The following is a 25,268-nucleotide window of genomic DNA, read 5'->3' on the forward strand; positions in this document are numbered from 1 at the left end:
GGGGGAGAAAAGCTCCCTTGTCTCCCTTGTCTTCCTTGTCCCTTTGTCCTTTTCTGTCTCCTGAGTTCTAGGGAGTAATAAAGTAATCTCTGCATCCGTTGATGTTTCTCGTACTTTCTGTAACTCACCTTCTAAGAAAGTTAATTCTGTTTCTAGATCTCCGACAAAAATAACGAGTAAATGCCGCACCTGTTGCCAGTTAATTTGCATACAATAAGCCGTTACATATTTTTGACTTTTAACTTTTAACTTTTGACTTACTTGCCTCCTGTTGTAAGAGGTCTTTTGCTTGAGTTAAGACAGAGGCGATCGCACCTTCATTACTAGCAAAAACAATTCGATGGCGATCGCGATCTAGAGGTCTCCAGCGATCGGGATCGGAGTTAGAAAATATGACTACGCTCTTAACTTGTAAAGCAGATGCTAAATGCGAGACTCCAGTATCGTTGCATACCAAAAGTGCAGCTTGTTTGAGTAATGCCCCTAATGCGCCTAAACTGGTGCGTCCTGCTAAGTTAATTGCAGGGGTATTCATTGCCTCGGCAACCGCTTCAGTTAAACCTGTTTCTGCTGCGGTTCCGGTGAGAACGATCGCAAACCCTTGTTGAGCTAATGCATCGGCAACAAGGGCAAATTGACGTGGCGACCAACGGCGATCGCTTATACTTGCACCTGGATGAATGCAAATATAATGCTGAGATTGTAAGTCATGCACCGCAGATATTTGTTGTAATTCCCACCAGTCAGATTCCCAAAGCGGAAATTCTAGTTGTTCGCCCTGTAAGGGAATGTCTAAAAATGCCATCAAACGTAGATGCCGTCTTACTTCTACTTCTCGATCTGGATAGGGTAAAAACCACTCTGGATCGGGACAGTAATATCCTGGCAAGAAAAAGCCTGCATTCAATTTCGCTCCTAGTAATACTACGAACGAATTACTCACAATACCGCTACCGTGCATTTGAATGACTAGATCGAAGGCTTGCGCTTGCACCTGAGTTAAAAATGCCTGAGTATGTTGGGGCGATCGCCATCCTTCAGGAATCCCTGGATAACCTGGAAACTCCAACCAAGCATCTATATAGCAGTTGAATCGCTTCACAAAGCTTTGAGCGTTAGGTAAACCAATCAGTGTCATACGTGCTTCAGGTAAGGCAGCACGTAAAGCCCTCAACGCCGGAACAATGCATAGTAGATCGCCTAGTCCTGGTAAGCAACGGGCGATCGCCACTTGCGATACTTTTGGGAGTCGATGGCTGTAACTCATAGACTGACTCGCCTACTTTTGTCCAACTATCTTAGGCAAGCAGTCTAGATTTTTTCATTGGGCATTTGTCCAAATAATTACTGATTTATTCAGCTAAAAATTGTGCAATTGCACAATTGAGAAAAATAATCTTTTTTCTTCTTTCTATAGGTAGATTTAACCTTGCGTAAAAGTGTCGATCTTCTGCAAAGGATGAAGTATTTTTTCATACTTAGATAATTGTAGCAATCTTTGAAAATAGCAATCCTAAGCCATGCTTTTCTAAAGCGAGCCATGCCAGCCCTATACCCCTCACAAATGACAAATGACCAATGACAAATGACCTATTAATCTTTAGGACGAGGAACAAATAATCTAGGTACTTGAGGTCGGGCTAATAATTCGCGCCACAGTAGTTCGTAGCGATCGCTCATCTGCTTAACTGTAAAATTAGCTTTGGCAATTTCTCGCCCTCTTTGACCAAAACGCCAGCGCAATTGCGGATCATCTCTTAACTGTTTTAGTGCTGATGCTAGCCCTACAACATCATTTCTATTGACTAGAAATCCTGTTTCCCCATCGATAACTGCTTCAGCCACGCTACCGACGCGAGTGGCAACCACAGGACGTGTAGCCAGCATCGCCTCTACAATTGCTAGGGGAAAACCTTCCGATCGCGATGGTTGAGCGACAATATCGAATTGTGGTAGGTATGCACGCGGATTTTCTACCCAGCCGAGTAAATTAACGCGATCGCTTATTCCGAGTTCCATCGCTAATTGCTCTAAATTTGCCCGTTCGTCTCCTTCACCCAGAATGGCTAGTTGCACTCCATCAACAGATGCGATCGCTCGTAACAATATGTCATGTCCTTTCATTGCATCCAGCCGCCCGACGCTACCGATTGTTACTTTTCCTTCAGGGCGAACAGTCAAGAGTTGAAGTTCCTCAGCCAAATCGGGAACGCAATTAGGAACGGAAACCACCGAATTACGACCGAGGGCATAAAAATCTTCCATTAACCGCGCACTCGCTTCACCAACAGCAACATGAGCGTCAACTCGTAACGAAAGTACTCGCGTCCGCCACCAAGTCAGTAAGTCCGTTGTCCGTAGTGGTAGTTGATCGACTCGCACGACTCGCGCCCCAGGTAAGATTAAAGCAGCAGCTAAACCCATTGCTCCCGCCCAAGGCGTACAGAGATTAACATGTACTACGTCAGGACGTAGTTGTAATAAAGCTGTGAGATGAGCCAACAGCGAATGAATTGGTGTCTTAGGTAAGACTATCTTCGCGGTTTGAGGGCGTTGTCGGGCGATCGCTTCCACGACAAGCTCAGATGTACCTATGACTGTTACTTCAATTCGATCTGAAACGCTAGCAACCAAGTGGCTTAAACTAATCTCTGCACCACCAATTCCGCCGGAATCTGTATAAATGACTACTTGCATTTGTTATTTGTCAGTGATTCAATATTTTTTGATTCAATTGATTATTGAAATAGTAATAATGCATCAATTGTGTACTCTGTTATCGTTAAAACTTAAAAAAGTTTTAGTAAATAAAACTACCAAACAAACATACAAAGAATTATATCTTTAGGCAGAAGTAAGCCGGAGTAGCAATGGCTATTCTTGAGCGATAAGACGCATAATTTTAATTCTTGATTCTGACGATTTACATGTATAAGAAATAAAGTTGAAACTCAATGCAACGTAATTCGACGCATATATCTTTTACCCATACTACGCAGTTTACACAAGTTGCTCGATTAGTAACAAGTAAAATAACAGAACTTTTGTCAACTCAAGTATTTGTAGTAAATTGTAATAATATTATCGTTGCCAGTAGTAAATGCGAGCGAATTGGCAAAGTTTTTCATTTTCAGGAGCAACAAGAAACGAACTATTTACGAGTTCCGCTACACCTCAAATCAGAAGTAGGTGAAGTCGCAATTGGAGAACCATTTAATGGTGAAACAATTTCACCGCGTCTAGCAAAAGTTCTAGTTGAATTGATAATCAATCAAGCCACTGTACTGAACCATCGACCTAACCAACAAGCGTTGAAGAATCAGTTCGTCAATCATCTGTTACACGGTCAAATTATCGATGAAACAGAAATTTTAAGGCAGGCAAAGCTATTAGGTCTAGATTTATCACCTCCGCGAGCGGTAATTTTGATCGATGCTGCTCAATACGTATTAAAACCTTCAGCAGGTGAATCAGACGGCAAGAATTTAGAAAAAGCTACGGTGCGACAACGCCGCCGCACGCAATATGCGATCGGCAGCATAGTCAACTTTTTTCACTTACCAGATGATACGATCTGTGCCGATTTAGGTAACGGCGAATTGGTAGTTTTAAAAGCTAGCAATACCAAAAATCTTGGCAGTTGGGCAGAACGAGGAAATCATACAGATTCATTGAATGCGTTATGGACGAATCTAGCTGCACTTAAACGTGCGGGTGACGCTTTGCTAATGCGCTTGCGCAGCGATACAGGAGCAGCAATTAGTATTGGTATCGGTCGCTATCATCCAGGTATTCTTGGTTTAGCGCGCTCGTATCAAGATGCGAGGATGGCACTCTCACTCGGTCATCGCTTTAACGGTTGCGATCGCGTCTATTGTTTAGATCGTCTGGGAATTGCTGCATTTATTGGCGTAGCTGACGAACAAACCAAGATTGAATTAGCCACGCATTTACTCAGTCCGCTCGATTGCGAATTGGAATTATTAACAACCGTAGAGGCGTTTTTTGCCCGTGATTGTAGCCCTTCAGCTACAGCCAAGCAGCTTTTGATTCACCGCAATACTCTGAATTATCGTCTTGATAAAATAGCTTCGTTAATCGGTCTCGACCCACGGCGCTTTGATGATGCAGTACAAATTCGGTTAGCGTTGCTATTACGTAAGCTTCAATACTAGATTTCCTCGTCCAAGTGTTCGGCAACAGATTGATAGAGATTAAGAACGTGACTATCTTGGAGGTTGTAAAAAACATTGCGTCCCTGCTTGCGATAACTCACCAACCGCATAGCACGTAATGTCCGCAACTGATGGGAGACAGCCGATTCAGTCATGTCTAGAGTGGCGGCTAAATCGCAGACACAGAGTTCTTTTTGTGCCAATAATGAAAGAATTCGTAACCGATTGGCATCTCCTAAGAGGCTAAAAAATTCAGCCATCCGCTGCGCTTTCTCAGTTTTCAGGACGCAGCTTTGTAAATGATGAACTCCATCCACGTCTACAGGATGTGGTGGATGGCACTGAAGACGATCCGCCTCTGAGGTAGAGTTTGGTTTAGCCCGATCGGAAGCAGAGTAAACTGACATTGGGTGATAATAAAAGACTGTGTTTGCTGGATTAAATCTTCAGACACCCTAAGTATAGCCCAACTATGTAGCCCAACTATAGCGCGGTCTAGGATATGCTCTGTTTAAGAATAAGTTGGTTCAATGATTTTAGAGTTTAGCTGGCTTGCTATTGCTGGAGTTAATAACCTACTCGAACTGCTTCAGTTTCCCTTCATGCAAAGGGCGATCGCAGGAGCGATATTAATGGGTATCCTTGGCGGTTTCCTGGGTAGCTTCGTCACCCTACGACAGTTATCTTTTTTCAGTCATGCTGTAGGTCATGCAGCTTTGGTAGGCGTTGCTTTAGGGGTTTTGCTTCAGTTAAATCCTACCTGGATGCTACTCCCATTTACCCTTGCATTCGGCTTAGTTGTCCTCTATTTAATTGACCAAACAAATTTGTCGAGTGATAGCGTATTGAGTGTAGTACTATCGGGTGCATTAGCAATAGGTGTCATCCTCAGCAGCCTGATCCAAGGATATCGCGGCAATTTGATGGGAGTCCTATTCGGAGATATTCTGGCGATCGATACTACGGATCTGATCTTGACCTCTTTGGTGTTAATTGGCAGCATTATTTTCTTACTACCTACCCTGCGTCAGCAGATTCTCTTGACTCTTAACCCTACAGTGGCACAGGTGCAGGGTATCCCCGTGCGCCTCTATCGCTACGCTTTTGTTGTCTTGCTGTCACTAGCTGTAGCCGTAGCAATTAAGGCTGTAGGCGTGTTATTGGTGAATGCTTTTTTGGTCATTCCCGCCGCTACTGCCAAGCTTGTGAGTCATCATTTTACCCGCTTTTTAGTCATTTCCGTGATGCTTGGGGTCGTTAGTAGCATTGTCGGCATTATGTTATCGGGTCTACTCAACTTTGCTTCTGGTCCTAGTATCGTTCTCGTCCAATTCTTGCTATTTACATTCATTTTCAGTTGGGTGAAGCTCATCTGGAAAACGGCATAAGAAATTTCGCGCCTAACCCTTGCCAAGGTCTGATAAGTTTGCTACCTTAATAAAGCGCCAAAAATTGACGCACCAACTTCGCCGGGATAGCTCAGTTGGTAGAGCAGAGGACTGAAAATCCTCGTGTCACCAGTTCAATTCTGGTTCCTGGCATCGCTAATCTAGCTCATAGGGCGGTTTCTAGCCGTTGATTCAGCACACCCTGACTTGTAAAAACCTGCAAAAAATAGCAGAATTAACGAGTAAAATCGGTGTGAATTTTGGGGTGAATTTTGGCGCTAGATATTGAGGAGAGAATTCGCCAGATTAACGCTCGACTTAAGGCTGGGAAGGTAGGGGTTAGCGTCCAGCAGCGAGGCGATCGCTTGTGCTTGCGCGGAACTCTCCCACCGCGACCTAACTCAACAAAAGATAAACCGTTTCGCCAAGAAATTTATCTGGGAGTTTACTGCAATCCTGCTGGCTTTACCTATGCCGAGAACGAGGCGAAGCTAGTTGGCTCTTTGTTGGCAAAGCGGGAGTTTTCCAAAGGAGCCATACCTACACACGAAAAGATCCCAACAGCAATCGTTTACAGCTCAATTGCTGAACCTATGGGACAAGTATGTGGAGCATAGAGCGAGTTCTGTCAGTATCACTACCCTCAATAAAGATTTTAAAAAAGTACGAAACCATTTAGTGGCTTTGGCTGAGCTAGATCTAGAGAATGCAGTCGCACTTCGCGATCGCCTGCTTGCTACTAAAACCGCAAACACTTCTAGACGGGTACTGGTACAACTGAATGCTTGCTGTAAATGGGCTGTCGAACGGGCAATACTAGAGTCAAATCCCTTTGAGGGAATGGCAAGCAAAATCAAGGTAGCCAAATCTGAGGCGGATGAGATCGATCCCTTTGACCGAGCAGAGATAGCAGCTATTGTGCGGGGATTCGAGAGGGACAGATATTTCAAGCACTACACGCCATTTGTTAAATTTCTCTTCATGACAGGATGCCGTACTTCTGAAGCTATTGGTTTGCAGTGGAAGCACGTCAGTAGCGACTTGTCTACTATTTTGTTTGAGGAAGCAGTGGTTGAAGGTCATCGAAAAGGTCCAAAGACGCGAAAGCGGAAGTTTCCTAGTGATGAAAAACTGAGAGAGTTGCTGCTATCCCTGCGATCGGAAAACCCGATTCCAGATTCCCCTGTGTTTGTCTCCCCTAGGGGTAAGCTAATTGATGCCCACAATTTTCTCAATCGTGCTTGGAAGTCCGTGCTGCTCAAACAAGGAATTCGTTATCGCTATCAGTACCAGACTCGCCATACCTTCATTACTCACTGTATTGAGAAAAATATCCCTATACCCCAAATTGCTCGCTGGGTTGGCAATAGCGCCAGAATAATTCTGGAGCGTTATGCAGGAGTAATTGAAAAATATCAAGTGCCGTCAATTTTGTAAGCGATTTCTTTTAGGCGGACGGCGCTTCTGAGGGGGTTTTTTGAAGTATTCCATTACCGTGCGGACGCAGATTAAATAAGTAGGGCGATCGCCGTCACTAGTGTTAATCCAGTGAATTCCCTGCTCCAGTCTACCGTCTTGGATGCGATTGGTAATCGAGCGAGCAGATATTGCCATGCCGAATTCACAGGCAACATCATCAGATCCTACTCATCGATCTGTTAGCGTTCGCCTGTAAACATCTATTAATTGCTGCTGAGTGCGCTGCGCTTCCTGAATCGTCTTCTCTGAAGACTGAATTGCCTGTGTCTGCTCTCTGATTGCAGCCAATATTGCACGTTGGATATCTTCTACAGCTTCCATCTGTTTAGTGAAAAATTATTAGCGTGCCTACCAGCACCCACCGATCCTTTTGAATTTTGTAGCCGTGATTATAGCTGACAGGACAGAGTTTATTTTGGCTAAGAGTAATGTTTGTTATCTAGAGTAATATTCTCGTGTCCTGCTACTACTCGACTACGCCTGAATCTAAATTATTTTTATTGGTTATTGTCGTAGCAAGCTTTGCGACCGCCGTTAATTTAGGTAATTTTATTGAATACCGTTAACAGAACCAGTCCACAAGTAACTTAAACTTAAGAGCCTTTTTCCTGTATTAAAAGCCTCTTCAATTCGCCAACGCTTTTGATATACATCAGCCACAACATACGGTGGTAAAATAGTTGGATCGAGTACACTGATTAAATAAAAATGCCAAGTCTTTCCCGAACGAACTTCAATTAGACGTAAGGTAATAAATGGAGTTTTTTTCGTACCTGAACCTAGACGGACTAAACGATCTCGTAGCGCATAGCTGTGCGTAAATGTTTGAAAGGGCTTAATTGATGCTCCTTTCTTTAACCGAGTAATAAAATCAACTTTTTATTCGATTAACAAAAGCCAAAAATTAAAGTGATAAAATCCTCTGTCCAGCAAAAGTAAAGTTTTGGCTGTGACTAAGTTTAAGATATCTAACTCAAATTTGATCTCAGAAGCTTTAGAATTTTCCTGAAACTAAATCTCTACAGGTAATCGAGTGCTTAAATCTATTACAGTCCCCATTTTTCTGGCTAATTGTCCTTGCGGAACATCTTTAAGACTATTCAGCTTGCAAAACAATGCTTCTAAAACCGAACAATCTACTATCCAAATTTTTCAAACTTTGACATAGTAAATTGAACACTTTCAGGTATTTTTCGCTGGCTTCTAGCTTGCCAACTTGTTGTTAAATTTGGTAGCAAATCCTTAAAAACTTTCTCAAATATCTGGGCTGGAAATGATAAAAACCGCTCTCGCTATTGCTTGTTGACTGACAGCTTTGGGACTGCACCATAGAAACCCCTCCCTTGCCAACATTCTTGTCAGTTCCGTAACTCCCGCCACATCTCGCCATAGCAAGGTTAATACCGCCGCTACCATTAACGGTAGGTTGAGAATTCTGTCTCTTAACCCCAGCTGACGGTAGTAGTTTTCTTGGGAGGTTATAGCTGGTGTCAATAAAGCTTCTAGTTGCGAGGCAATGGCTTCATCTTCTACCATTGGGCGATGCTGCTTTTTGGCATGGTCGCGCTTGCTCCGGCTCACGGCTTCATCCCTCTATAGCTTATCTGCTATGAGTTTTACACTATCTTTGCCCGCCTCTTGACAAATCTTTGGCAACCTTAACTTGTGAGCAATGCCCTTTTTAGCATAGCTCGCCACCCACTAAGATTGATGAAAGTTGAGTACTTGAAAGTTGAGTACTTGAGTTTTCCTGACGATTTTGCACTTGACACGGAGCGATCGGCAGGCGAATGTGAAAGCAAGTGTTGCCTGGCTCAGAATGAAAGCGGATGTCGCCTCTATGTTTCTCAATAATTCGATAGCTAATCACCAAACCTAAGCCGGTTCCTTGACCCACACCCTTAGTGGTAAAAAATGGCTCGAAGATACGCCCTTGAATGTCTGGCGGAATGCCTGGTCCATTGTCAGCAATCTCTACGAGCAAATCATTATTGTCTAACGCTGTACGAATCCAGATTTGTCCGCGTCCGTCCATTGCATCGATCGCATTGTCAATCAAGTTAGTCCAAACTTGGTTCAACTCACTTCCATAGGCGCAAATAGTAGGCAGGCTGCGATCGTACTTGCGCGACACAGTTACACCACCCTTAAGTTTGTGACCTAGCATAATTAACGTACTTTCAATTCCCTGGTGTACGTCTAAATCCTGCATTGGCGCTCGATCCATATAGGAATACTCTTTGACTGCTTTCACTAGCTCAGAAATGCGTCCCGCGCTTTGCTCAATTTCGTCTAACAACCCCAACCCAGTTAGAGTTGCTTCAATCCAGGTCAGTACTTTACCCAAGGATTGAGTAGGCACATGTTCTATGACAACATCTAGCCATTCTGTATCCAGTCCTGCTACTGCCAGGGTAGGGGCGAGATTCCAACTATCTTCAACGCCGTTTGCCTCAAGCCAGATGGCGATCTCATCTTCCCGATCGCTCTGCACGAGCGGATCTAACTGTAGTGGTGTTGCGGCGCGCGCGATCGCGTCTTGCAAAATGTTTGCCAGAAAAGTCATTTGCGTGCTTGTCATCTGCTGCTGGTTCAGACTGAGTGCTAGCAAGAGCAATTCTTGAAATAATTCGTGCATGTGCTTCGCACCTCGACTGACTGCTGCTGCTGGATTGTTAAGTTCGTGGGCAAGACCAGCTGCCATAGTACCTAGTGCAAGTAGCTTTTCGTGGTGTCGTGATGTTGTTTCCAAGATTTGTGTCCGCTGGGCTGTTATGACCAGCAGATCCCGTGTAATCGAAGGACATCTGGTTAGCATTTGCCAGAAAGCATGTGTGTCCCATTTCAACACGCGACTTGCTTTTGTAGCTCGTCCGCTAGCAAAGTAAGGCATATCTAATAAAATTAACTCGTGACCTGTATACGTTCCTGGTCCAAAGGTCATCATATGCCTTTCTATATCACCAACCTTCTTTGTCAGCTGTATTTCGCCTTCTGCAAGCACGTAAAAATTTTTCGGCGGCTCTCCTTCAAGCGCTAGATACTCTCCAGCGGCTAGCTGAATCAGGCTACCGTGTTCGGCTAACCATTGCAATTGCTCGTCTGTGAGTTCTGCAAAGAGCGCTGTTTGCCTTAAAGCTTCAAGCATAATTACATCTTACTAAGGTACTGATGAATAAACTGAACGGCAATCGAACCTTCTCCTACCCCTGAAGCAATGCGCTTCACCGAACCGTGGCGCACATCTCCAGCCACAAATATCCCAGGTACGCTACTTTCGAGCAGAAAAGGCTCGCGATCGAGCATCCATCCTTTGTTGCAGCATCCATTACGGTTTAAACTTGCTCCGGTCAAGATAAATCCTTGTTCGTCTCTTGCCACGATGCCATCTAACCAATCTGTACGTGGTTTGGCACCAATCATGACAAAGAGTAAGTTTGTCGGAACAGTTCGCTTTTCGCCTGTCTGGGCATCAGCAATCGTAACTGCTTCTAGGCAGTTTTCACCATGAACCTGGGCAATGCTAGAGTGTACTCTAACTTCAATGTTCTCTGTCGCTGAGATCTGCTCTATTAAATATTGGGACATGCTTTTAGCGAGAGAATCGCCGCGCACCAGCATTCTGACACGACTGGCGTATTTAGCAAGATAGACTGCTGCTTGTCCAGCTGAGTTAGCCCCGCCAACGATGTAAATCTCTTGATTTAAGCAAGAGAGTGCTTCAGTCATTGCTGCCCCAGTATATACGCCAGCTCCGATCAGATTATCAATTCCAGGTATATCAAGTCTGCGATACGAGATACCAGTAGCAATAAGCATTGCATGACAGCAAACCTCTGTGCCATCGCTCAGTGTCAAAATACGATAGGGATCGGCGACTCGAACACCAGTCACCTCTTGTGGCGAGAGAATCTCCACGCCGAACCGTTTGGCTTGAGTTACTGCACGTCTGGCTAGATCCGCTCCACTCAGTCCAACGGGAAAGCCCAAGTAGTTCTCAATCCGAGAACTCGTTCCTGCTTGCCCGCCTGGGGCTTCTTTTTCAATTAACACGGTTCGCAATCCCTCAGACGCTCCGTAGACTGCTGCTGCTAAACCCGCTGGACCAGCACCGACGATCGCTAAGTCGTAGAATGGCATTTGGGCATGGGTTCGCAATCCGAGTTTCTGGGCAATTTGCGTATTTGTCGGTTGTATTAAGTGAGAACCATCAGGAAATAATACCAGTGGTAAATTTGCAGCACCAGATTCGGTGTAGTTAGTCCATTGGTGTGCCTCTGCTTCTACCTCAATGTCCAGCCATTGATAAGGCACATGATTGCGAGCCAAAAAATCTTTGATTTGATGCAGATGGGGCGACCAACGCGAATCAACAATTCGCAAACCTTCAAAGGGCGGACGACAAGACGAAATCCAATCATCTAGTAAATCGTCCAGCACGGGATATAGTTTTTCATGTGGCGGGTCCCACGGCTTGAGAAGGTAGTAATCAATCTTTGCTGTGTTGATGGCGCGGATGGCAGCATCGGTATCCGCATATGCAGTTAGCAAGACCCGCTTTGCATCTGGAAAGAGTTCCATCGCCTGTTCGAGAAACTCTACCCCTGCGATCTCTGGCATCCGCTGATCTACCAAGAATAGTGCCACCATTTCCCTGCGTAACTTAACTTGTTGCAGTGCCTTCAGAGCTGTTAAACCCGATTCCGATCGCATGACTCGAAATCGGCTACCATACTCCCGTCGGAGATCGCGCTCAATGACTCGCAAAACTCCTGGATCGTCGTCTAAAGTTAACAGAACAGGATTAGCCACAGTTACTCCTTCATAACCTAGTCGCGTTACGACCAGCAGCGAAATTTTCGATGCAAGTGTCCCTGCTTGGTCAAATGTTCCCACACAGTGTAGTAATGGTATGACAACAGGCAGGAAAACACGTGCAAAATCTGGTTTACCAAACACTAAGCACTAACTCAGCAATTATTTGGTGTCAGGGTTTTTCGTCCTACAGATGGGTAGTGATTCTTAGGGAACTAAATACACGTTGGCTGTTTCAGTCACATCATACCGATCGGACACAGTAATGCCTTGACAGAATGAACTCATCTTGAGGTAATTCTGCACATTTTCCTGTGCGCCAACTATATGAATTTGAACGTCAGAACCTAGCTTTTGCTTTGTGAAAATCAGAAAACGCAGTCCAGCACTAGAGATACACTTTAAGTCTTGTAACAGAAAGACGAGGCGTTTGAGTGGCTGTGTTTGTACCTTTTCTAACTCTGCTTCCAGAATTGGTATTGCATTTACATCTAGTAAGCCAGTTAATGAAATCTTGGCAGTCCCATCAGCGACTTCCAGTAAAGCGGCATCAAAGAAAACCTGAATTGGTAGAATTCTAACTCTGACTCTCACTGAATCGCGAGTATCAGGCAGTTTGACAGTCAGTTTATCGGCATCAAAATCAGTATACGGTCGATCGTCAATCCATACTTCACCAATCCGCACGCTACCTGGTGGCAGAATATCCGGTGTAACTCGCAGAAGGTTGTCTTTAAATGCTCCCGGTCTGGGCTTAAAGTACAAGTTCATTGGCTGTTTTGTAATTAGCAGATTTGTGTAAACCGCCGCCAAGTAAGCTAACTCAAACGAGTGGTAGCCGCTCATCGAATGGCTACCTTTGCCACGCTCAGTACCCATTAGATAAGGAATTCCGTTTGCCAAGACATTAAAATAGACACCACCAGACTGGTTGTCGAGGAACCAAGCATTATAGAAAGCTGCTGACTCCCGTGCTAAGCGTCGATACTCAGTATTACCAAGCGAACCAGCCAGGATTAAGTAAGCTAGAATCGCTTGCTCTTGCTGCCACCAAGCCTTGCGGTCGTGCCAGACAAAGCGGTGTACTTCTTGTCCTGGTTCCAAACTGCGCTCTACGACATCGTACCAACCCCCACGTTGGCGATCGCTACCAACATCTGGCATAATCTCGGCAATTTCTTCGGCTAAAGTGGTATACCTTTCTTTCGGTTTCAAATGGTTCATGCGCATCAGGTTCCAAGCAATTTTGAGGTTATGACCCACCACTGCTCGGTTCTGCTGCCAACCCCACGTCGTGTCGTGGCTCCAATCTTCATAGAAACGTTCCTGCACAAATGGGCTATTGTCGAAATCTGGGAAACGTTTCTCAATGGTGTCAAACGTATACTCAAGGAAGTCGGCGTATTTGTCTTCGCCAGTTGCTAACCAAAGGTTGATCAAATAGGCTGGGGCATGGTCGCCAACTGAGTTCCAGTTCTTTTTCGCGCGGTTTCTCCCTAAAGACTCGGCATAAGGGCTGAGGGTAATGGGATCGATGTGAGAGAAAAAGCCGCCTTTATCTGTTTTGTCTAAGAGATAGCGGTTAAATAAATTGACAGTTAATTCAATGTCTTTCATGATGTGCGGATCGCCTGTCACCCGATAAGTTTGGGTGGGACCAGCCAAGGCATAAATTTGCTCGTATGCTGGCAGTGCATCATAATCATCCCCAAATTCTGAGGCAAATATTTTCTGCTCGCTACCATCTGGCTTCACATCAACACCATGATACCAGTAGCAAATTTCTTCGCCCTCATCGAGAAAACGCATGTGTTCGCGCAGATATTCAGTACCTTTTTCCGCTGCTTCTATGTAGCGATCGTCGCCAGTCATCATGTATGCTGTGGCGAAACCGTAAACTAAGCGAGAAATGGTATCAGTTTCTTGACGATTGGAATCTTCTTTGGAACCCACTAAACCGATTCCAGTGCGGTATTTCCGATAGTCAATTTCGCCATCTTCAAACTGTGCTTTCAGATAAAAATTGGCAAGATTACTAATCTGTTTTACCCACCAGTCCGGTCTTTCAAACAGATACTCGTTTTCTGTCCGACCCAAAAAGACAATGTGTTTGGCTTCAATCTTGTTTCGATCTACTTCAGGATAAAAGATGCCATAGGCAAAAAGATAGCGATCGCGAACGAGCATTGACTGCATTTGGCTAGTACAGTCATAATACGGTTCTCCCAGATTGCGAACCATTTCTGCGTAAGTTGTTGAGGTTAATGCAATCTCAAAATTTCTACCATCAGAAGTTTTCAGGTTGAAAGTATTTCTGCTTAAGTCAACTTCTGTTACGTATCCTGCGATCGAGTCCGAAAATGAAAAACCCATGTTACTCATTGAAGATCTCCCTGCGTGGAAATTAATGTTTGACTAACTATTTGGAAACGAGAACGACGACACTACGCTCTTTGACAGGGCAAACATTGCCTGAAACCAAGATTTCTTTCCCTGACTCCATGATGTCCATCGGGGAAGGTTCCGCAGTATCAATGACTTTGTACCAATTCCTACCTTGAATTGAAGGAGTTTCAAATTCTAAAGCATCCCAGTACATATTGAACATGATATGAATATCTGCTTCTCCTTCAAAACCGCCTAAAGTCAAGGCAAGAACTCTAGAATGAGGATCGTACCATCCTGGATTAAACAACTTTGTGCCGTGCCAAGACATATCTGCTAAACCACGCTCGTTGACATCGCCACTGAAGAACTGGGAACGGCGTAAGGCAGATTGACAATAGCATTTGCGGAACTCGATCGCCAGCTTAAAGAATCTGAATATATCAGCATTCTTCTCTACCAAACTCCAGTCAAACCAACTAATCTCACTATCCTGGCAGTAGGCATTATTATTGCCTTGTTGAGTACGTCTGACTTCATCGCCAGCCACAATCATCGGTACGCCCTGCGACAACAGAAGAATAGCTGCAAAGTTTTTAATCTGTCGCCGACGCAATGCATCAATTTCTCTATCTTCAGTCTCCCCTTCAACACCACAATTCCAGCTCAAATTATCATTAATGCCATCGCGATTACCTTCGCCATTAGCTTCATTGTGTTTATCGTTGTAGGAAACCAAATCGCTGAGAGTGAACCCATCATGGCAAGTGATGAAATTAACGCTATTAATAGGTAGATGCCCACTAGCTTGATAGAGATCGGCGCTACCAGCAATTCGCCAAGCAGCAGATCCTGCTAATCCTGAATCTCCCTTGACAAAGCGTCGGATATCATCTCGGTAGCGTCCATTCCATTCTGCCCATCGATAACCAGGGAAGTAGCCAATTTGATAAAGCCCAGCAGCATCCCATGCTTCTGCAATAATTTTGGTATCGGCTAAGATTTCAGATGTTTCAATGTGCCATATGACTGGTGGATGAATTAGCGGTACTCCGTCTTGACCTCTGGCGAGGATAGAGCCTTCGTCAAATCGGAAACCATCAACGTGCATTTCCTTCACCCAAAATTCTAGGCAATCTACAATTAACTTTTCCACCATAGGATGGTTACAGTTAACAGTATTTCCGCACCCAGAATAGTCCATGTAGTAATACTTGTTGAACGGTACTAGGTGATAGTAAATGCTATTGTCCAGCCCTTTAAAGTTAATCGTAGGACCGTCATGGTTGCCCTCGTCCGTGTGGTTAAAAACTACATCCAAGATCACCTCAATCCCTGCTTTGTGCAGTGCCTTAACCAGATCTCGAAACTCTCGGATCTGGCTCCCTATTTCTGGCGAGGTACAATATGAACCTTCAGGTGCAAAGTAGCTATGTGGATTGTATCCCCAATAGTCTCTTAGTGGCTTACCGTCAACCTCCCGAAAAATGTTCTTTTCATCAAAGTCAAAAATTGGCATCAGTTCAACAGCCGTGATCCCCAACTCTTTTAGATAAGGAATCTTCTCGACAATTCCAGAGAAAGTACCGCAGCGTTGACAGCCTGAAGAGGGAGACTTAGTAAATCCTGCGACATGAAGCTCATACACGATCGTCTCGCTCATGGGTCGGTTGAGAGGGCGATCGCCTTCCCAGTCATAATCCGATATATCAACGACTACGCTACGCATTGAGGTAGCCATGTTATCTTTTGTCCCTATAGCATCAATGCGGTTCCAAAGCGTATTGGTATTTCCCTTCGCGTATGGATCTAGCAATACCTTATTTTCATTAAAGCGATGTCCTGCTTGTATGTCCTGAGATCCACTAACTCGATAAGCGTAGTAAGTGCAAGATTTCAACCCTCTAACATAGACATGCCAAAAGTGAAAAGTTTTATTTACCCTGGGATCTAATTGAATAATCTGTGCAGGTTCAAGATCGTCATGATTCTCAAATAACAAAAGTTCTACAGACGTGGCATGTTCTGAAAAGATCGCAAAATTGACTCCTTCAGAATTTGGCGTTGCACCCAAGGGATGTTGGCATCCTGGTTCCAATTGATACTTAGTCTTCGCTAGCTCAAATTGCTGTTTAGCTGTAGTTAGAATCATTACTCTTCCTGACTATTTTTTTACGACATTTACTGATTCTGTTCAGTAATTGAAGGTTCAGTAAAAAACCTGGAAATTTGCAAAAACCACTTCTGACGCAGTATTCATTTGACCTAACTTCATTAGATTAGCCTGAAGTTTTTTGTTAGCCGTATAGCAAGAAAAAACAAGAAAAAAATGGACGATCGGGTATTGCTTTGTTCTCGATAAATTCAGTTTTGATCGCTTGCTTGCTCAAGCTTCGGCATCTTGGCACGATACTTAAGCGTTGTGCAAAAGACTATTGAGTTTTAGCCGATGTTTGATACTGAAAAGCTTATGAAACACGTAGTAAGAACGCAATGGTTGAACTTTCGGAGCTAGTTTGCATTCTTTAGGAACTACTCAGTCTTAGACTATTAACGTTATAAAAGCTACTTTTTTATAAGCATCTGCTAACAAGCTTAATGACTTGTTAAAATCAACGTGAATTATAAAATATCTTGAAAAATATTGATGTAGAATTTGATAAATAACTTGATTTTTAAAAATTTAAAATCAAAGCGATCGCGATCGAGTCAAAGTTATTTAAACATGTCTGTTTGAAATACAAGATTAAACTTCAGTTATTTTGTACATTTTTATATTTTTACATATGTTATCTAGTTAAATATAGTTATAAGGGATTTTGTCGTCAAACCTTAAGGAAATATTAAATAAAATATTGAGTATTGAAATCAAAATAATACAAACTTAATTCTAATTTTTGTCTCTTCTCTAAAAAAAAATTGATAAATATACTTCGGATGAGTTTAGGATTTTTAGTGTGTCTGGCTAAAAAAAATACCTCGACAAACAAAAGCAAAGGCTATATATCTTTGAACGAGTTAAAAAATTGATGTTGGTAGTTATAGAAAATACATGGATTGAAAGTCTAGTCAGCGTTGTTACTTTTCTCGAAACAGAAATTGTTAACTTTGAGATCGCTAGCCGCTTTGCTTAGAAATCTCATAACTCGATCGTCATAAATTGAGAAAATATGAAGAATAGGTTTCGCAGCCGTCGTCGCTTTCTGCAAACTACTGCACTTATTTCTGCTAGTGCTGCCCTAAGTCCGCTAGCTAGTATTTATCGCGCGAGCGCCCAAGATCGAAATGTTCCAGATGAAGCTGTAGAAGCTCTAGTCCTTGGTAGCGGTTTTGGCGGAGCGATTACGGCTCTGCGCTTGACACAAGCTGGGATTAGAACATTGATGATAGAGCGAGGAATCCGCTGGCCTATCAGAGATGATGGAAATACTTTTGCTACTTTTCAACAAATAGATGGTCGAGCTGCCTGGTTAAGTAATACGACATGGAATGGAGTTCCCATCGATCCGTTTACAGGAGTGCTAGACTTTTCTCAAGAAAATGGAATTAATATCTTGCATGGGGCTGGCTTTGGAGGTGGATCGTTAGTTTATAACGCGATTACTTACCAACCCAGGCGCGAAATCTTCAGCGGTATTTTTTCTCCTGATGTTGTGGACTATGATGAATTGGATGCAGTTTATTATCCGCGCGTGCGATCGCTCCTACAACCCGCAAGCATTCCTGATGATATTTTGGCAAGTCCTTACTACGATCGCGCTAGGTTATTAATCGAACAAGGAAATAGAGCAGGCTTTGCTACATATCCATATAATCTTGCAGTAGATTGGAATGTAATTCGCCAAGAAATAGAAGGAACAAAGACACCTTCTGCAATTCTAGGTAATCATTGGTACGGTATTAACAGTGGGGCTAAAAATAGCTTAGATCGCAACTACCTATTTCAGGCAGAGCAAACTGGATTATTAGATGTTTTAACTTTACATCTAGTTACAGATATTACTGAAGTACCTGAATATGGATACAGAGTTTTATGTACTCAAATTGACACATCAGGAGCAGTCGTCGCTCAGAAGTCTTTTACTTGTCGCTATTTATTTTTAGCAGCTGGTTCGATTGGAACTTCCAAGCTTTTAGTTAGATCTAAAGCAACGGGCTTATTACCGAAATTAAACGATGAAGTTGGCAAACATTGGGGAGGTAATGGAGATGCAATTGTAACTCGTAGCAATTTATCACCGTCTGTGTCTGGTAAGGGAGGACCAGCATGTGTAGTTTTGGAACACCTAGATAATCCTCTTGGTGCAACTGTTCTTGAGGATATTCCAGATGCAAATGCGGCTGATGGTACGCTACAGTTATTAGCTTTAGGTATACCTCGACAAACAGGGACATTTACATACAACGCATCTACTGATTCTGTCCGCTTGAACTGGACTCCAGACAACGCTCAGTTAGATGCTGTCAAGTTAACTGCTCAAATCCTTGACGAGAAAAATACGACCTCAACCAGTCAGCCGACATCAGAATTTATAAATTCCATCTCTGGGCATCCTTTAGGAGGAGCAACACTAGGAAAAGCCTGCGATCGCTACGGGCGTGTCGCTGGATACAAACGTCTTTATGTCATGGATGGAGCCATGATTCCTGGCTATACAGCTATCACAAATCCTTCCTTTACGATTGCGGCTTTAGCAGAACGCAATATAGAAAAAATCATTGCTGAAGATTTTGTATAGTTTACGATAGCAATTCTCGATTGTGCGGATGACATTTGTAGGGGCGCACAGAGAAAGCGCCCCTACCAGACATGTATTGCATCCAATTGAAAACCGCTATAGTTTTGCATTCTGTAGTTGCCGTCTAGATTGTCATCGCTAGCCAATGAATATTAGCTCTAGTATTGAGGCAGAAAAGATATGACCAGAGAAGAAGCAAGATTGCAACAAGTCCGCGATTCCCTTCGGGATAGCTCCGCTTCACGCACCGCTCACTGGCAGCGTTGGGGACCTTACTTGAGCGAACGACAGTGGGGAACCGTGAGAGAAGACTATAGTGCGACTGGGGAAGCCTGGGAGTACTTTCCTCACGATCGCGCCCGTTCTCGCGCTTATCGCTGGGGAGAAGATGGAATTGCTGGAATTTCTGATAACCATCAACGCCTTTGTTTTGCGATCGCCCTGTGGAACGGAGAGGATACCATTCTCAAAGAGAGAATGTTTGGTCTGACGGGAAATCAAGGCAATCATGGGGAAGATGTCAAAGAATATTACTTTTATTTGGATAACACCCCCACGCACTCCTACATGAAGTGTTTGTACAAATACCCTCAACAGGCTTTCCCCTATCAGCAACTTGTTGAGGAAAATCAACGTCGAAGTCGTCAAGATTTAGAGTATGAACTGCTCGACACGGGTATATTTGCAGGCGATCGCTACTTTGATGTTTTCGTTGAGTACGCTAAGAATTCACCGGAAGATATTGCGATTCAAGTTAGTATCGTTAACCGAGGAGCGGAAGCAAAAACGCTACATCTACTGCCTACACTCTGGTTTCGGAATACTTGGTCTTGGAATTCTCACCAAGAGCAACCAATGCTCAAAGTCGTTAAATCCGATTCCGATTTCAGTGTGATTGAAGCTATCCATCCAACGTTAGAAAATAGATGGTTGTACTGTGATGGGGAAACAGAACTGCTATTTACAAATAATGAAACCAACTTTGAGAAATTATTTGGAACCAGCAATGCTTCTCCCTACGTTAAAGATGGAATCAACGATTACATAGTAGAAGGTCGAAAAGCAGCAGTCAACCCAAATCGGATTGGCACTAAAAGTGCAGCTCATTACACATTGAAAATTGGAGCAGGTGAAACCAAAACTGTGCGGCTACGCCTCAGCGATTCGCCGAGTTTAATTCAGCCTTTTGATACTCAATTTGACGAAATTTTGCAAACTCGGCTTTCAGAAGCAGATGAATTTTATCATCGAATTTGTCCGTTCTCCATTTCAGAAGATGAACGCAATGTCCAACGACAGGCGTTTGCAGGTATGTTATGGAGCAAACAGTATTATTACTATGTAGTCCATGAGTGGCTGAAGGGCGATCCCCAAAATCCGTCACCACCAGCCGAACGACGGCATGGCAGAAACCGTGAGTGGATTCATCTATTTAACGATGACATTCTTTCGATGCCAGACAAGTGGGAATATCCTTGGTTTGCCGCTTGGGATTTGGCTTTTCACGTGATTCCACTAGCGGCGATCGATCCAGACTTTGCCAAGCGTCAATTGAGTCGCTTGACGCGGGAATGGTACATGCACCCTAACGGTCAACTACCAGCTTATGAATGGGCTTTTAGTGATGTAAATCCGCCCGTTCACGCTTGGGCTACCATGCGCGTGTATCAGATTGAACGTAAAATGTACGGTCGTGCTGACACGAATTTTCTAGAGCGGGTGTTTCAAAAATTATTACTGAATTTTACGTGGTGGGTGAATCGGAAAGATGCTGAAGGCAATAACGTCTTTCAAGGCGGCTTCTTAGGATTAGATAACATTGGTGTCTTTGACAGAAGCGCCGAACTTCCCACGGGTGGACGTATCAATCAAGCGGATGGCACGAGCTGGATGGGAATGTATTGCCTGAATATGCTGGCGATCGCTCTGGAACTAGCAAAAGTAGACTCTACCTATGAAGATATTGCCAGCAAATTTTTTGAACATTTTCTCTACATTGCTGATGCAATCGACGGCATTGGTAAGACGGAAATATCCCTTTGGGATGAAGTTGATGGATTTTATTATGATGCATTGCATCTACCTAATGGCGATCGGTTGCCGTTAAAAGTACGTTCGATGGTAGGACTCATTCCACTATTTGCCGTTCAAACCTTGGAACCAGAAATGTTGCAGCGTCTCCCTGGTTTCAAACGACGGATGGAATGGTTTATTAGAAATCGCCCAGATCTACGCCAAAATGTTGCTTGCATGGAATCACCTGGAGTAGGGGCAAGAAGACTGTTGGCGATCGCCTATCGTGAAAAACTCCAGCGCATTCTGAAAAGAATTTTGGATGAAAGCGAATTTTTAAGTCCCTACGGCATTCGTGCAGTTTCCAAATTTCATGAGTCTCATCCCTACGTTTTTGAAACCAATGGATATCAGTATCGCGTGGACTACGAGCCAGCAGAATCTAGCACTGGTATGTTTGGCGGAAATTCTAACTGGCGCGGTCCGGTTTGGTTTCCCGTCAACTACTTAATTATTGAGTCGCTGCAAAAGTTCCATCACTACTTTGGAGATGACTTTAAAGTAGAGTGTCCTACTGGTTCTGGTCGCATGATGACACTTTGGGAAGTTGCATTTGAATTGTCCCAAAGGCTAGTGCGAATTTTTCTAGAAGATTCGTCTCACAAACGACCCGTCTACGGTGGAATTGAAAAGTTCCAAACTGACCCTCACTGGCACGACTTAATTTTGTTTCACGAATACTTTCATGGCGATATCGGTGCGGGAATTGGTGCTAGTCATCAAACTGGCTGGACGGGATTAGTCGCCAAACTGATCCAACAATGTGGAGAATATCGCGATCGCAGTACGAGCAACTCTAAATGCCCAGAAGCACAAGCCCAACCTTTAACAGTTTAGTGACTGAAAGCATTGCCCAATCTATAACTTAACGAGTTGAGGAACCTGAGATGAAACGTAGGATTGCCAGTAGCAGACCCAGTGCTATCCCTGCTTACGTCGCAGAATTGGTAGGCACAATGTTAATGATATTCAACGGTCTCTCTTGGGTTTGCTGGAATTTTAGCCCAGAATCTCCAATCGTTAAGTTAATCCCCAACCCTAACGTGCGCTTATGTCTCACAGCTTTATGTTTTGCTGGGGGAGGAACGGCGATCGCTTACTCGTCATTAGGCAAACGTTCTGGAGGACATCTCAATCCCTCAGTCACTTTGGGCTTCTGGCTGATGAAAAAAATCTCTACCCGCGATGCTTTAGCATACGCCTTCATGCAGGTTATTGGTGCGGCGATCGGTGCTGCCTTAGTACTCGTATTATGGTCTGACTTTGCTCGCAGCGTTCATCTGGGCGCAACTCTGTTGGGGAAAGGAGTATCACCAATAATGGGTTTTGGGATTGAGGTTGGCATTACATTTTTGCTGATGTTGACAATTTTAATCTCAGTCAATTCGTCCATTATGCCTTGGACTGGGGCGATCGCCGGGACGCTAGTTGCTTTTCTGGTGTCTACTGAATCACCCCTGACTGGCACTAGTCTGAATCCAGCCCGCTCTTTTGCTCCAGCTGCCTTAATTTCGATTTGGCAGGATCAATGGATTTACTGGATTGCTCCACCTCTTGGAGCTGCTTTAGCTGCACTCCTGTATCGACAGGGAATTATTGGTACTGGAAAATCTTACTGTAGCAAGCTTTTTCATGCATCAGACATTCCCTGTCACCATGCCAACTGCGGTTATTGCAGCCCTACTAAAGTTGATGTTTTTCGGACAACAAGGAGAAAGTTATGAAACTTGAAGGGAAAGTTGCACTTGTGACTGGTAGCAGTCAGGGGATTGGTAGCGCGGTTGCTGTCCGCCTTGCCAAGGAAGGAGCAAATGTAGTCATTGACTATCGCTCACATCCAGAAGGCGCAGAAGCTACGTTAAAACAAGTAGAAGCAACTGGACGTAAAGGTTATATCGTTCAGGCAGACTTGGGAGTAGTTAGTGATGTTCGTAGATTAGTTGCTGAAAGCATTCAATATTTTGGTCAACTGGATATTTTGGTGAATAATGCTGGAGTTGATGGTAAGAACACTGATTTCTGGGACGTTACCGAAGCTAATTATGACGCAGTGCTGAATGTTAACTTAAAAGGTGCGTTTTTCGCTACACAGGCGATCGTACAACATTTGATTGAAACTAAACGCAAAGGCAAAATTATCAATATTAGTTCCGTGCATGAAGAACTGCCTTTTCCCCACTTCACGCCCTACTGTGCCAGTAAGGGTGGGTTAAAGATGGTTATGCGAAACTTGGCAGTCGAACTAGGTTCGCTGGGAATTACAATTAACAACGTAGCCCCTGGAGCAATTGAGACTCCCATCAATACTAATCTCTTAAATGACCCCCAAAAGCTAGGAGCGTTATTACAAAATATTCCTTTAGGGCGTTTAGGTAAACCAGAAGATATTGGACCTGTGGTTGCTTTTTTAGCTTCATCTGATGCCGACTACATCACTGGTTCTACCTTTTTTGTTGACGGTGGGCTGCTGTGGAACTATCACGAGCAGTAAATCGCTGTGTATTGCCAAAAGAGGCGATCGCGCTCTTACCCTCGCTCTCGTCTTTAAATGGGGCATAACAGAATTTGCAGATCGGAGCGAGGTTTATGAAACAAATAAGTACAACTTACAGAGGGTTTTAACTATGCGGAAAATAATGACACTCTTGTTTAGCTCTACAGTGTTGGTTTCTTGTAGTCATACCAAGCTAGATACTCCATCTACCGTATCCGAGCATGTGAAACTTGTGTCCGATCGCTCTATAGTCACTCCTCCACAAGAAACATTACCAGCAGCGCATACTATCTCACCAGAAAAAGTCCTGCAAAGTGACAAATACAGCGAGGGAATTGTTTTCGATCGCCAGGGCAATTTCTACTTTTCTCAAACTAAAGCAGGAACGATTACGATTGTATCGCCTGATGGCTCCAGTCGAATTTGGGCTAAGGTTCAAGGAGTTAACGGACACAAAATTCTGTCCGATGGTTCTCATATTGTTGCTGCCAAAAATTCGGTGCTACAGTTGGATGCTAATGGCAATATATTAAAAATAATTGCCGATCGGTTTAACGGCAAACCATTAATATATCCCAATGACATCACTGTGGATCCGCAAGGAGGTTTTTATTTCAGCGATTCTGGCGACTCAAATCCTCAAAATCCCAATGGTGCAGTCTACTACGTCGATGCCGCAGGTAAACTCAACCAGGTGGCTAGTGGACTTGCCTTCGCAAATGGAATTGTCCTCACTCCAAATCGTCAACGTCTTTTTGTCAGTGAAAGTAATAAAAATATAGTAGCTGTCTATAATGTGCTAGCGCCAGGAAAGCTGGGGGAGAAAAAAGTATTTGCTTTACCTGTCAAACAAGCAGGGGAAATCGATAACAAGCCTGATGGGATATGTTTGGATGCTGCGGGAAATCTCTATATAGCTCACTACGGTACGCGCCATATAGAAGTACTGAACTCTAAGGGTCAGTTAATTCGTCGATATGCGAGTGGTAATCTAACTACTAGTAATTGTGCTTTTGGTGGAGCGAATTTAAAAAGTCTTTTTGTAACTGGTGGTGTTGAGACAGAAGCAGGTCAAGGAGGTATTTTTCGCCTAGATCTAGGCGTGCAGGGGTTAGATATCCGTCCTCGTCAACCAGCAATTACCACGACTCAGAAAAATGACTGAAGCTCTAAATGCTATAAATAAGTCTTAAGTCAGTTTTTCTGATTAAAAATATGCGATCGCGCTACTTCATCCTATTCGGTTGAGTCTGAATAAAATAGTTTATCTTCTAGCTAATCTATCCACTTCTTAGCGAGTTTTTTAGCTAAAATATATTCAATTACAAATATTGTGCGTTTTAAAGTCAGCTCGATCGGAAAATTGATTTAACATCTAAAAAACTACAGAGAATTAAAAATAAAAAGTCTGGTTTTAAATCTTTTTGAGCGCTTAAATTAAGTGATTTTTGTTAATAAATTTAAAAACAAATCCAAACTATAAATTTATAAAATCAGATCTTTTTATAGAAACCGTATAGAGACGTTATATGTAACGTCTCTATACGGAAAACGTTTGCAAATTAATTTAGATCTCTATGTGAGAGATAATTATAAATAAAATCTAAAGAAGACAAACTTGCTCCGAAACTTAAATCATTGTAACTATGCTGCCTGGTTGATAATCTTAAATTAGATTTCTTGCATAGAGCTGATTTGAGATTGCACAAAGCCTAACTTT

At 43.5% G+C, this 25,268-nt stretch carries 19 protein-coding genes, 1 tRNA gene and 1 pseudogene; 10 read left to right on the forward strand and 11 right to left on the reverse strand.

Going from position 1 to position 25,268, the window contains the following annotated elements; translation table 11 throughout:
* The 3 genes from C7Y66_RS15045 to C7Y66_RS15055 all read right to left on the reverse strand — a co-directional run.
* Window positions 1-210: hypothetical protein (locus tag C7Y66_RS15045; protein WP_146149798.1), on the reverse strand; the 210-nt coding region annotated here is incomplete at its 3' end.
* Window positions 211-238: 28 nt separating this feature from the next.
* Window positions 239-1,267: a glycosyltransferase family 9 protein gene (locus C7Y66_RS15050; RefSeq protein WP_106546221.1), complete on the reverse strand. Its 1,029-nt coding sequence runs from the start codon at window positions 1,265-1,267 to the stop codon at window positions 239-241.
* A gap of 326 nt (window positions 1,268-1,593) precedes the next feature.
* Entirely contained in the window at window positions 1,594-2,697 is a 1,104-nt protein-coding gene (locus tag C7Y66_RS15055; RefSeq protein WP_106546222.1) for a glycosyltransferase, read from the reverse strand.
* 257 nt (window positions 2,698-2,954) lie between these two features.
* Between C7Y66_RS15055 and C7Y66_RS15060 the strand changes: the two genes are divergently transcribed.
* Window positions 2,955-4,175 carry a CdaR family transcriptional regulator gene (locus C7Y66_RS15060; protein WP_015154236.1) on the forward strand — a complete coding sequence of 407 codons (1,221 nt, stop codon included), beginning with the start codon at window positions 2,955-2,957 and terminating at the stop codon, window positions 4,173-4,175.
* Here the strand turns inward: C7Y66_RS15060 and C7Y66_RS15065 are convergent.
* On the reverse strand, window positions 4,172-4,582 hold the full coding sequence (locus C7Y66_RS15065) for a helix-turn-helix transcriptional regulator (protein WP_106546223.1): 411 nt from the start codon (window positions 4,580-4,582) through the stop codon (window positions 4,172-4,174). The genes C7Y66_RS15060 and C7Y66_RS15065 overlap by 4 nt on opposite strands.
* A 123-nt stretch (window positions 4,583-4,705) precedes the next feature.
* Between C7Y66_RS15065 and C7Y66_RS15070 the strand changes: the two genes are divergently transcribed.
* The 4 genes from C7Y66_RS15070 to xerC all read left to right on the forward strand — a co-directional run bounded on the left by C7Y66_RS15070 (window position 4,706) and on the right by xerC (window position 7,000).
* Window positions 4,706-5,563 (forward strand): metal ABC transporter permease, encoded by an 858-nt coding sequence (locus tag C7Y66_RS15070; protein WP_106546224.1) that lies wholly within the window; start codon window positions 4,706-4,708, stop codon window positions 5,561-5,563.
* Between the two features lie 80 nt (window positions 5,564-5,643).
* A tRNA-Phe gene (locus tag C7Y66_RS15075) sits at window positions 5,644-5,716 on the forward strand.
* A gap of 119 nt (window positions 5,717-5,835) precedes the next feature.
* A complete protein-coding gene (locus C7Y66_RS15080) occupies window positions 5,836-6,180 on the forward strand; it encodes a hypothetical protein (RefSeq protein ID WP_106546225.1) in 345 nt (114 codons plus the stop codon).
* Window positions 6,181-6,247: 67 nt separating this feature from the next.
* Window positions 6,248-7,000, forward strand: a complete 753-nt coding sequence (gene xerC, locus C7Y66_RS15085) for a tyrosine recombinase XerC (RefSeq protein WP_146149799.1) — start codon at window positions 6,248-6,250, stop codon at window positions 6,998-7,000.
* On the opposite strand, the gene C7Y66_RS15090 is transcribed toward xerC, so the two are convergent.
* The 7 genes and pseudogenes from C7Y66_RS15090 to glgX form a co-directional block, all read right to left on the reverse strand.
* A complete protein-coding gene (locus C7Y66_RS15090; protein WP_106546227.1) occupies window positions 6,989-7,177 on the reverse strand; it encodes a hypothetical protein in 189 nt (62 codons plus the stop codon). The two genes, xerC and C7Y66_RS15090, sit on opposite strands and share 12 nt — an antisense overlap.
* A gap of 33 nt (window positions 7,178-7,210) precedes the next feature.
* Window positions 7,211-7,363, reverse strand: a complete 153-nt coding sequence (locus C7Y66_RS31125; protein ID WP_158265934.1) for a hypothetical protein — start codon at window positions 7,361-7,363, stop codon at window positions 7,211-7,213.
* A 231-nt stretch (window positions 7,364-7,594) separates the two neighbouring features.
* Window positions 7,595-8,578: pseudogene (locus tag C7Y66_RS15095) on the reverse strand (transposase); the annotation flags it as partial.
* A gap of 145 nt (window positions 8,579-8,723) precedes the next feature.
* Entirely contained in the window at window positions 8,724-10,190 is a 1,467-nt protein-coding gene (locus C7Y66_RS15100; RefSeq protein WP_015154232.1) for a sensor histidine kinase, read from the reverse strand.
* Between the two features lie 2 nt (window positions 10,191-10,192).
* Window positions 10,193-11,854, reverse strand: coding sequence for an FAD-dependent oxidoreductase (locus tag C7Y66_RS15105; RefSeq protein ID WP_106167057.1), 1,662 nt, complete (start codon window positions 11,852-11,854; stop codon window positions 10,193-10,195).
* A 210-nt stretch (window positions 11,855-12,064) separates the two neighbouring features.
* Window positions 12,065-14,239: an AGE family epimerase/isomerase gene (locus C7Y66_RS15110; protein ID WP_106546228.1), complete on the reverse strand. Its 2,175-nt coding sequence runs from the start codon at window positions 14,237-14,239 to the stop codon at window positions 12,065-12,067.
* A 37-nt stretch (window positions 14,240-14,276) separates the two neighbouring features.
* Window positions 14,277-16,394 (reverse strand): glycogen debranching protein GlgX, encoded by a 2,118-nt coding sequence (glgX, locus tag C7Y66_RS15115; RefSeq protein ID WP_106546229.1) that lies wholly within the window; start codon window positions 16,392-16,394, stop codon window positions 14,277-14,279.
* A 1,018-nt stretch (window positions 16,395-17,412) separates the two neighbouring features.
* Between glgX and C7Y66_RS15120 the strand changes: the two genes are divergently transcribed.
* From C7Y66_RS15120 to C7Y66_RS15140, 5 genes are all read left to right on the forward strand, one after another.
* A complete protein-coding gene (locus tag C7Y66_RS15120) occupies window positions 17,413-18,981 on the forward strand; it encodes a GMC oxidoreductase (protein WP_106546230.1) in 1,569 nt (522 codons plus the stop codon).
* Between the two features lie 180 nt (window positions 18,982-19,161).
* Window positions 19,162-21,891, forward strand: a complete 2,730-nt coding sequence (locus C7Y66_RS15125) for a glucosidase (protein WP_199197448.1) — start codon at window positions 19,162-19,164, stop codon at window positions 21,889-21,891.
* Window positions 21,892-21,941: 50 nt separating this feature from the next.
* The gene (locus tag C7Y66_RS15130; RefSeq protein WP_106546231.1) at window positions 21,942-22,778 is read left to right on the forward strand and encodes an MIP/aquaporin family protein; all 837 of its coding nucleotides are present in this window, start codon (window positions 21,942-21,944) and stop codon (window positions 22,776-22,778) included.
* Window positions 22,775-23,545 (forward strand): glucose 1-dehydrogenase, encoded by a 771-nt coding sequence (locus C7Y66_RS15135; protein ID WP_106546232.1) that lies wholly within the window; start codon window positions 22,775-22,777, stop codon window positions 23,543-23,545. The genes C7Y66_RS15130 and C7Y66_RS15135 overlap by 4 nt, the downstream gene beginning before the upstream one ends.
* Before the next feature lie 145 nt (window positions 23,546-23,690).
* Entirely contained in the window at window positions 23,691-24,713 is a 1,023-nt protein-coding gene (locus C7Y66_RS15140) for an SMP-30/gluconolactonase/LRE family protein (protein WP_233222686.1), read from the forward strand.
* The last annotated feature ends 555 nt before the right edge of the window (window positions 24,714-25,268 follow it).

This window comes from Chroococcidiopsis sp. CCALA 051 (assembly GCF_003015105.1).
Classification (GTDB): domain Bacteria; phylum Cyanobacteriota; class Cyanobacteriia; order Cyanobacteriales; family Chroococcidiopsidaceae; genus Chroococcidiopsis; species Chroococcidiopsis thermalis.

What these genes read in the sequence shown, in the direction of transcription:
- C7Y66_RS15065 (WP_106546223.1), bottom strand. Translation starts at nt 4,582, where the DNA reads ATGTCAGTTTACTCTGCTTCCGATCGGGCTAAACCAAACTCTACCTCA.
- C7Y66_RS31125 (WP_158265934.1), bottom strand. Translation starts at nt 7,363, where the DNA reads ATGGAAGCTGTAGAAGATATCCAACGTGCAATATTGGCTGCAATCAGA.
- C7Y66_RS15125 (WP_199197448.1), top strand. Translation starts at nt 19,162, where the DNA reads ATGACCAGAGAAGAAGCAAGATTGCAACAAGTCCGCGATTCCCTTCGG.
- C7Y66_RS15140 (WP_233222686.1), top strand. Translation starts at nt 23,691, where the DNA reads ATGACACTCTTGTTTAGCTCTACAGTGTTGGTTTCTTGTAGTCATACC.
- C7Y66_RS15110 (WP_106546228.1), bottom strand. Translation starts at nt 14,239, where the DNA reads ATGAGTAACATGGGTTTTTCATTTTCGGACTCGATCGCAGGATACGTA.
- C7Y66_RS15100 (WP_015154232.1), bottom strand. Translation starts at nt 10,190, where the DNA reads ATGCTTGAAGCTTTAAGGCAAACAGCGCTCTTTGCAGAACTCACAGAC.
- C7Y66_RS15130 (WP_106546231.1), top strand. Translation starts at nt 21,942, where the DNA reads ATGAAACGTAGGATTGCCAGTAGCAGACCCAGTGCTATCCCTGCTTAC.
- C7Y66_RS15090 (WP_106546227.1), bottom strand. Translation starts at nt 7,177, where the DNA reads ATGGCAATATCTGCTCGCTCGATTACCAATCGCATCCAAGACGGTAGA.
- C7Y66_RS15120 (WP_106546230.1), top strand. Translation starts at nt 17,413, where the DNA reads ATGAAGAATAGGTTTCGCAGCCGTCGTCGCTTTCTGCAAACTACTGCA.
- C7Y66_RS15060 (WP_015154236.1), top strand. Translation starts at nt 2,955, where the DNA reads ATGCAACGTAATTCGACGCATATATCTTTTACCCATACTACGCAGTTT.
- C7Y66_RS15050 (WP_106546221.1), bottom strand. Translation starts at nt 1,267, where the DNA reads ATGAGTTACAGCCATCGACTCCCAAAAGTATCGCAAGTGGCGATCGCC.
- C7Y66_RS15135 (WP_106546232.1), top strand. Translation starts at nt 22,775, where the DNA reads ATGAAACTTGAAGGGAAAGTTGCACTTGTGACTGGTAGCAGTCAGGGG.
- glgX (WP_106546229.1), bottom strand. Translation starts at nt 16,394, where the DNA reads ATGATTCTAACTACAGCTAAACAGCAATTTGAGCTAGCGAAGACTAAG.
- C7Y66_RS15055 (WP_106546222.1), bottom strand. Translation starts at nt 2,697, where the DNA reads ATGCAAGTAGTCATTTATACAGATTCCGGCGGAATTGGTGGTGCAGAG.
- C7Y66_RS15070 (WP_106546224.1), top strand. Translation starts at nt 4,706, where the DNA reads ATGATTTTAGAGTTTAGCTGGCTTGCTATTGCTGGAGTTAATAACCTA.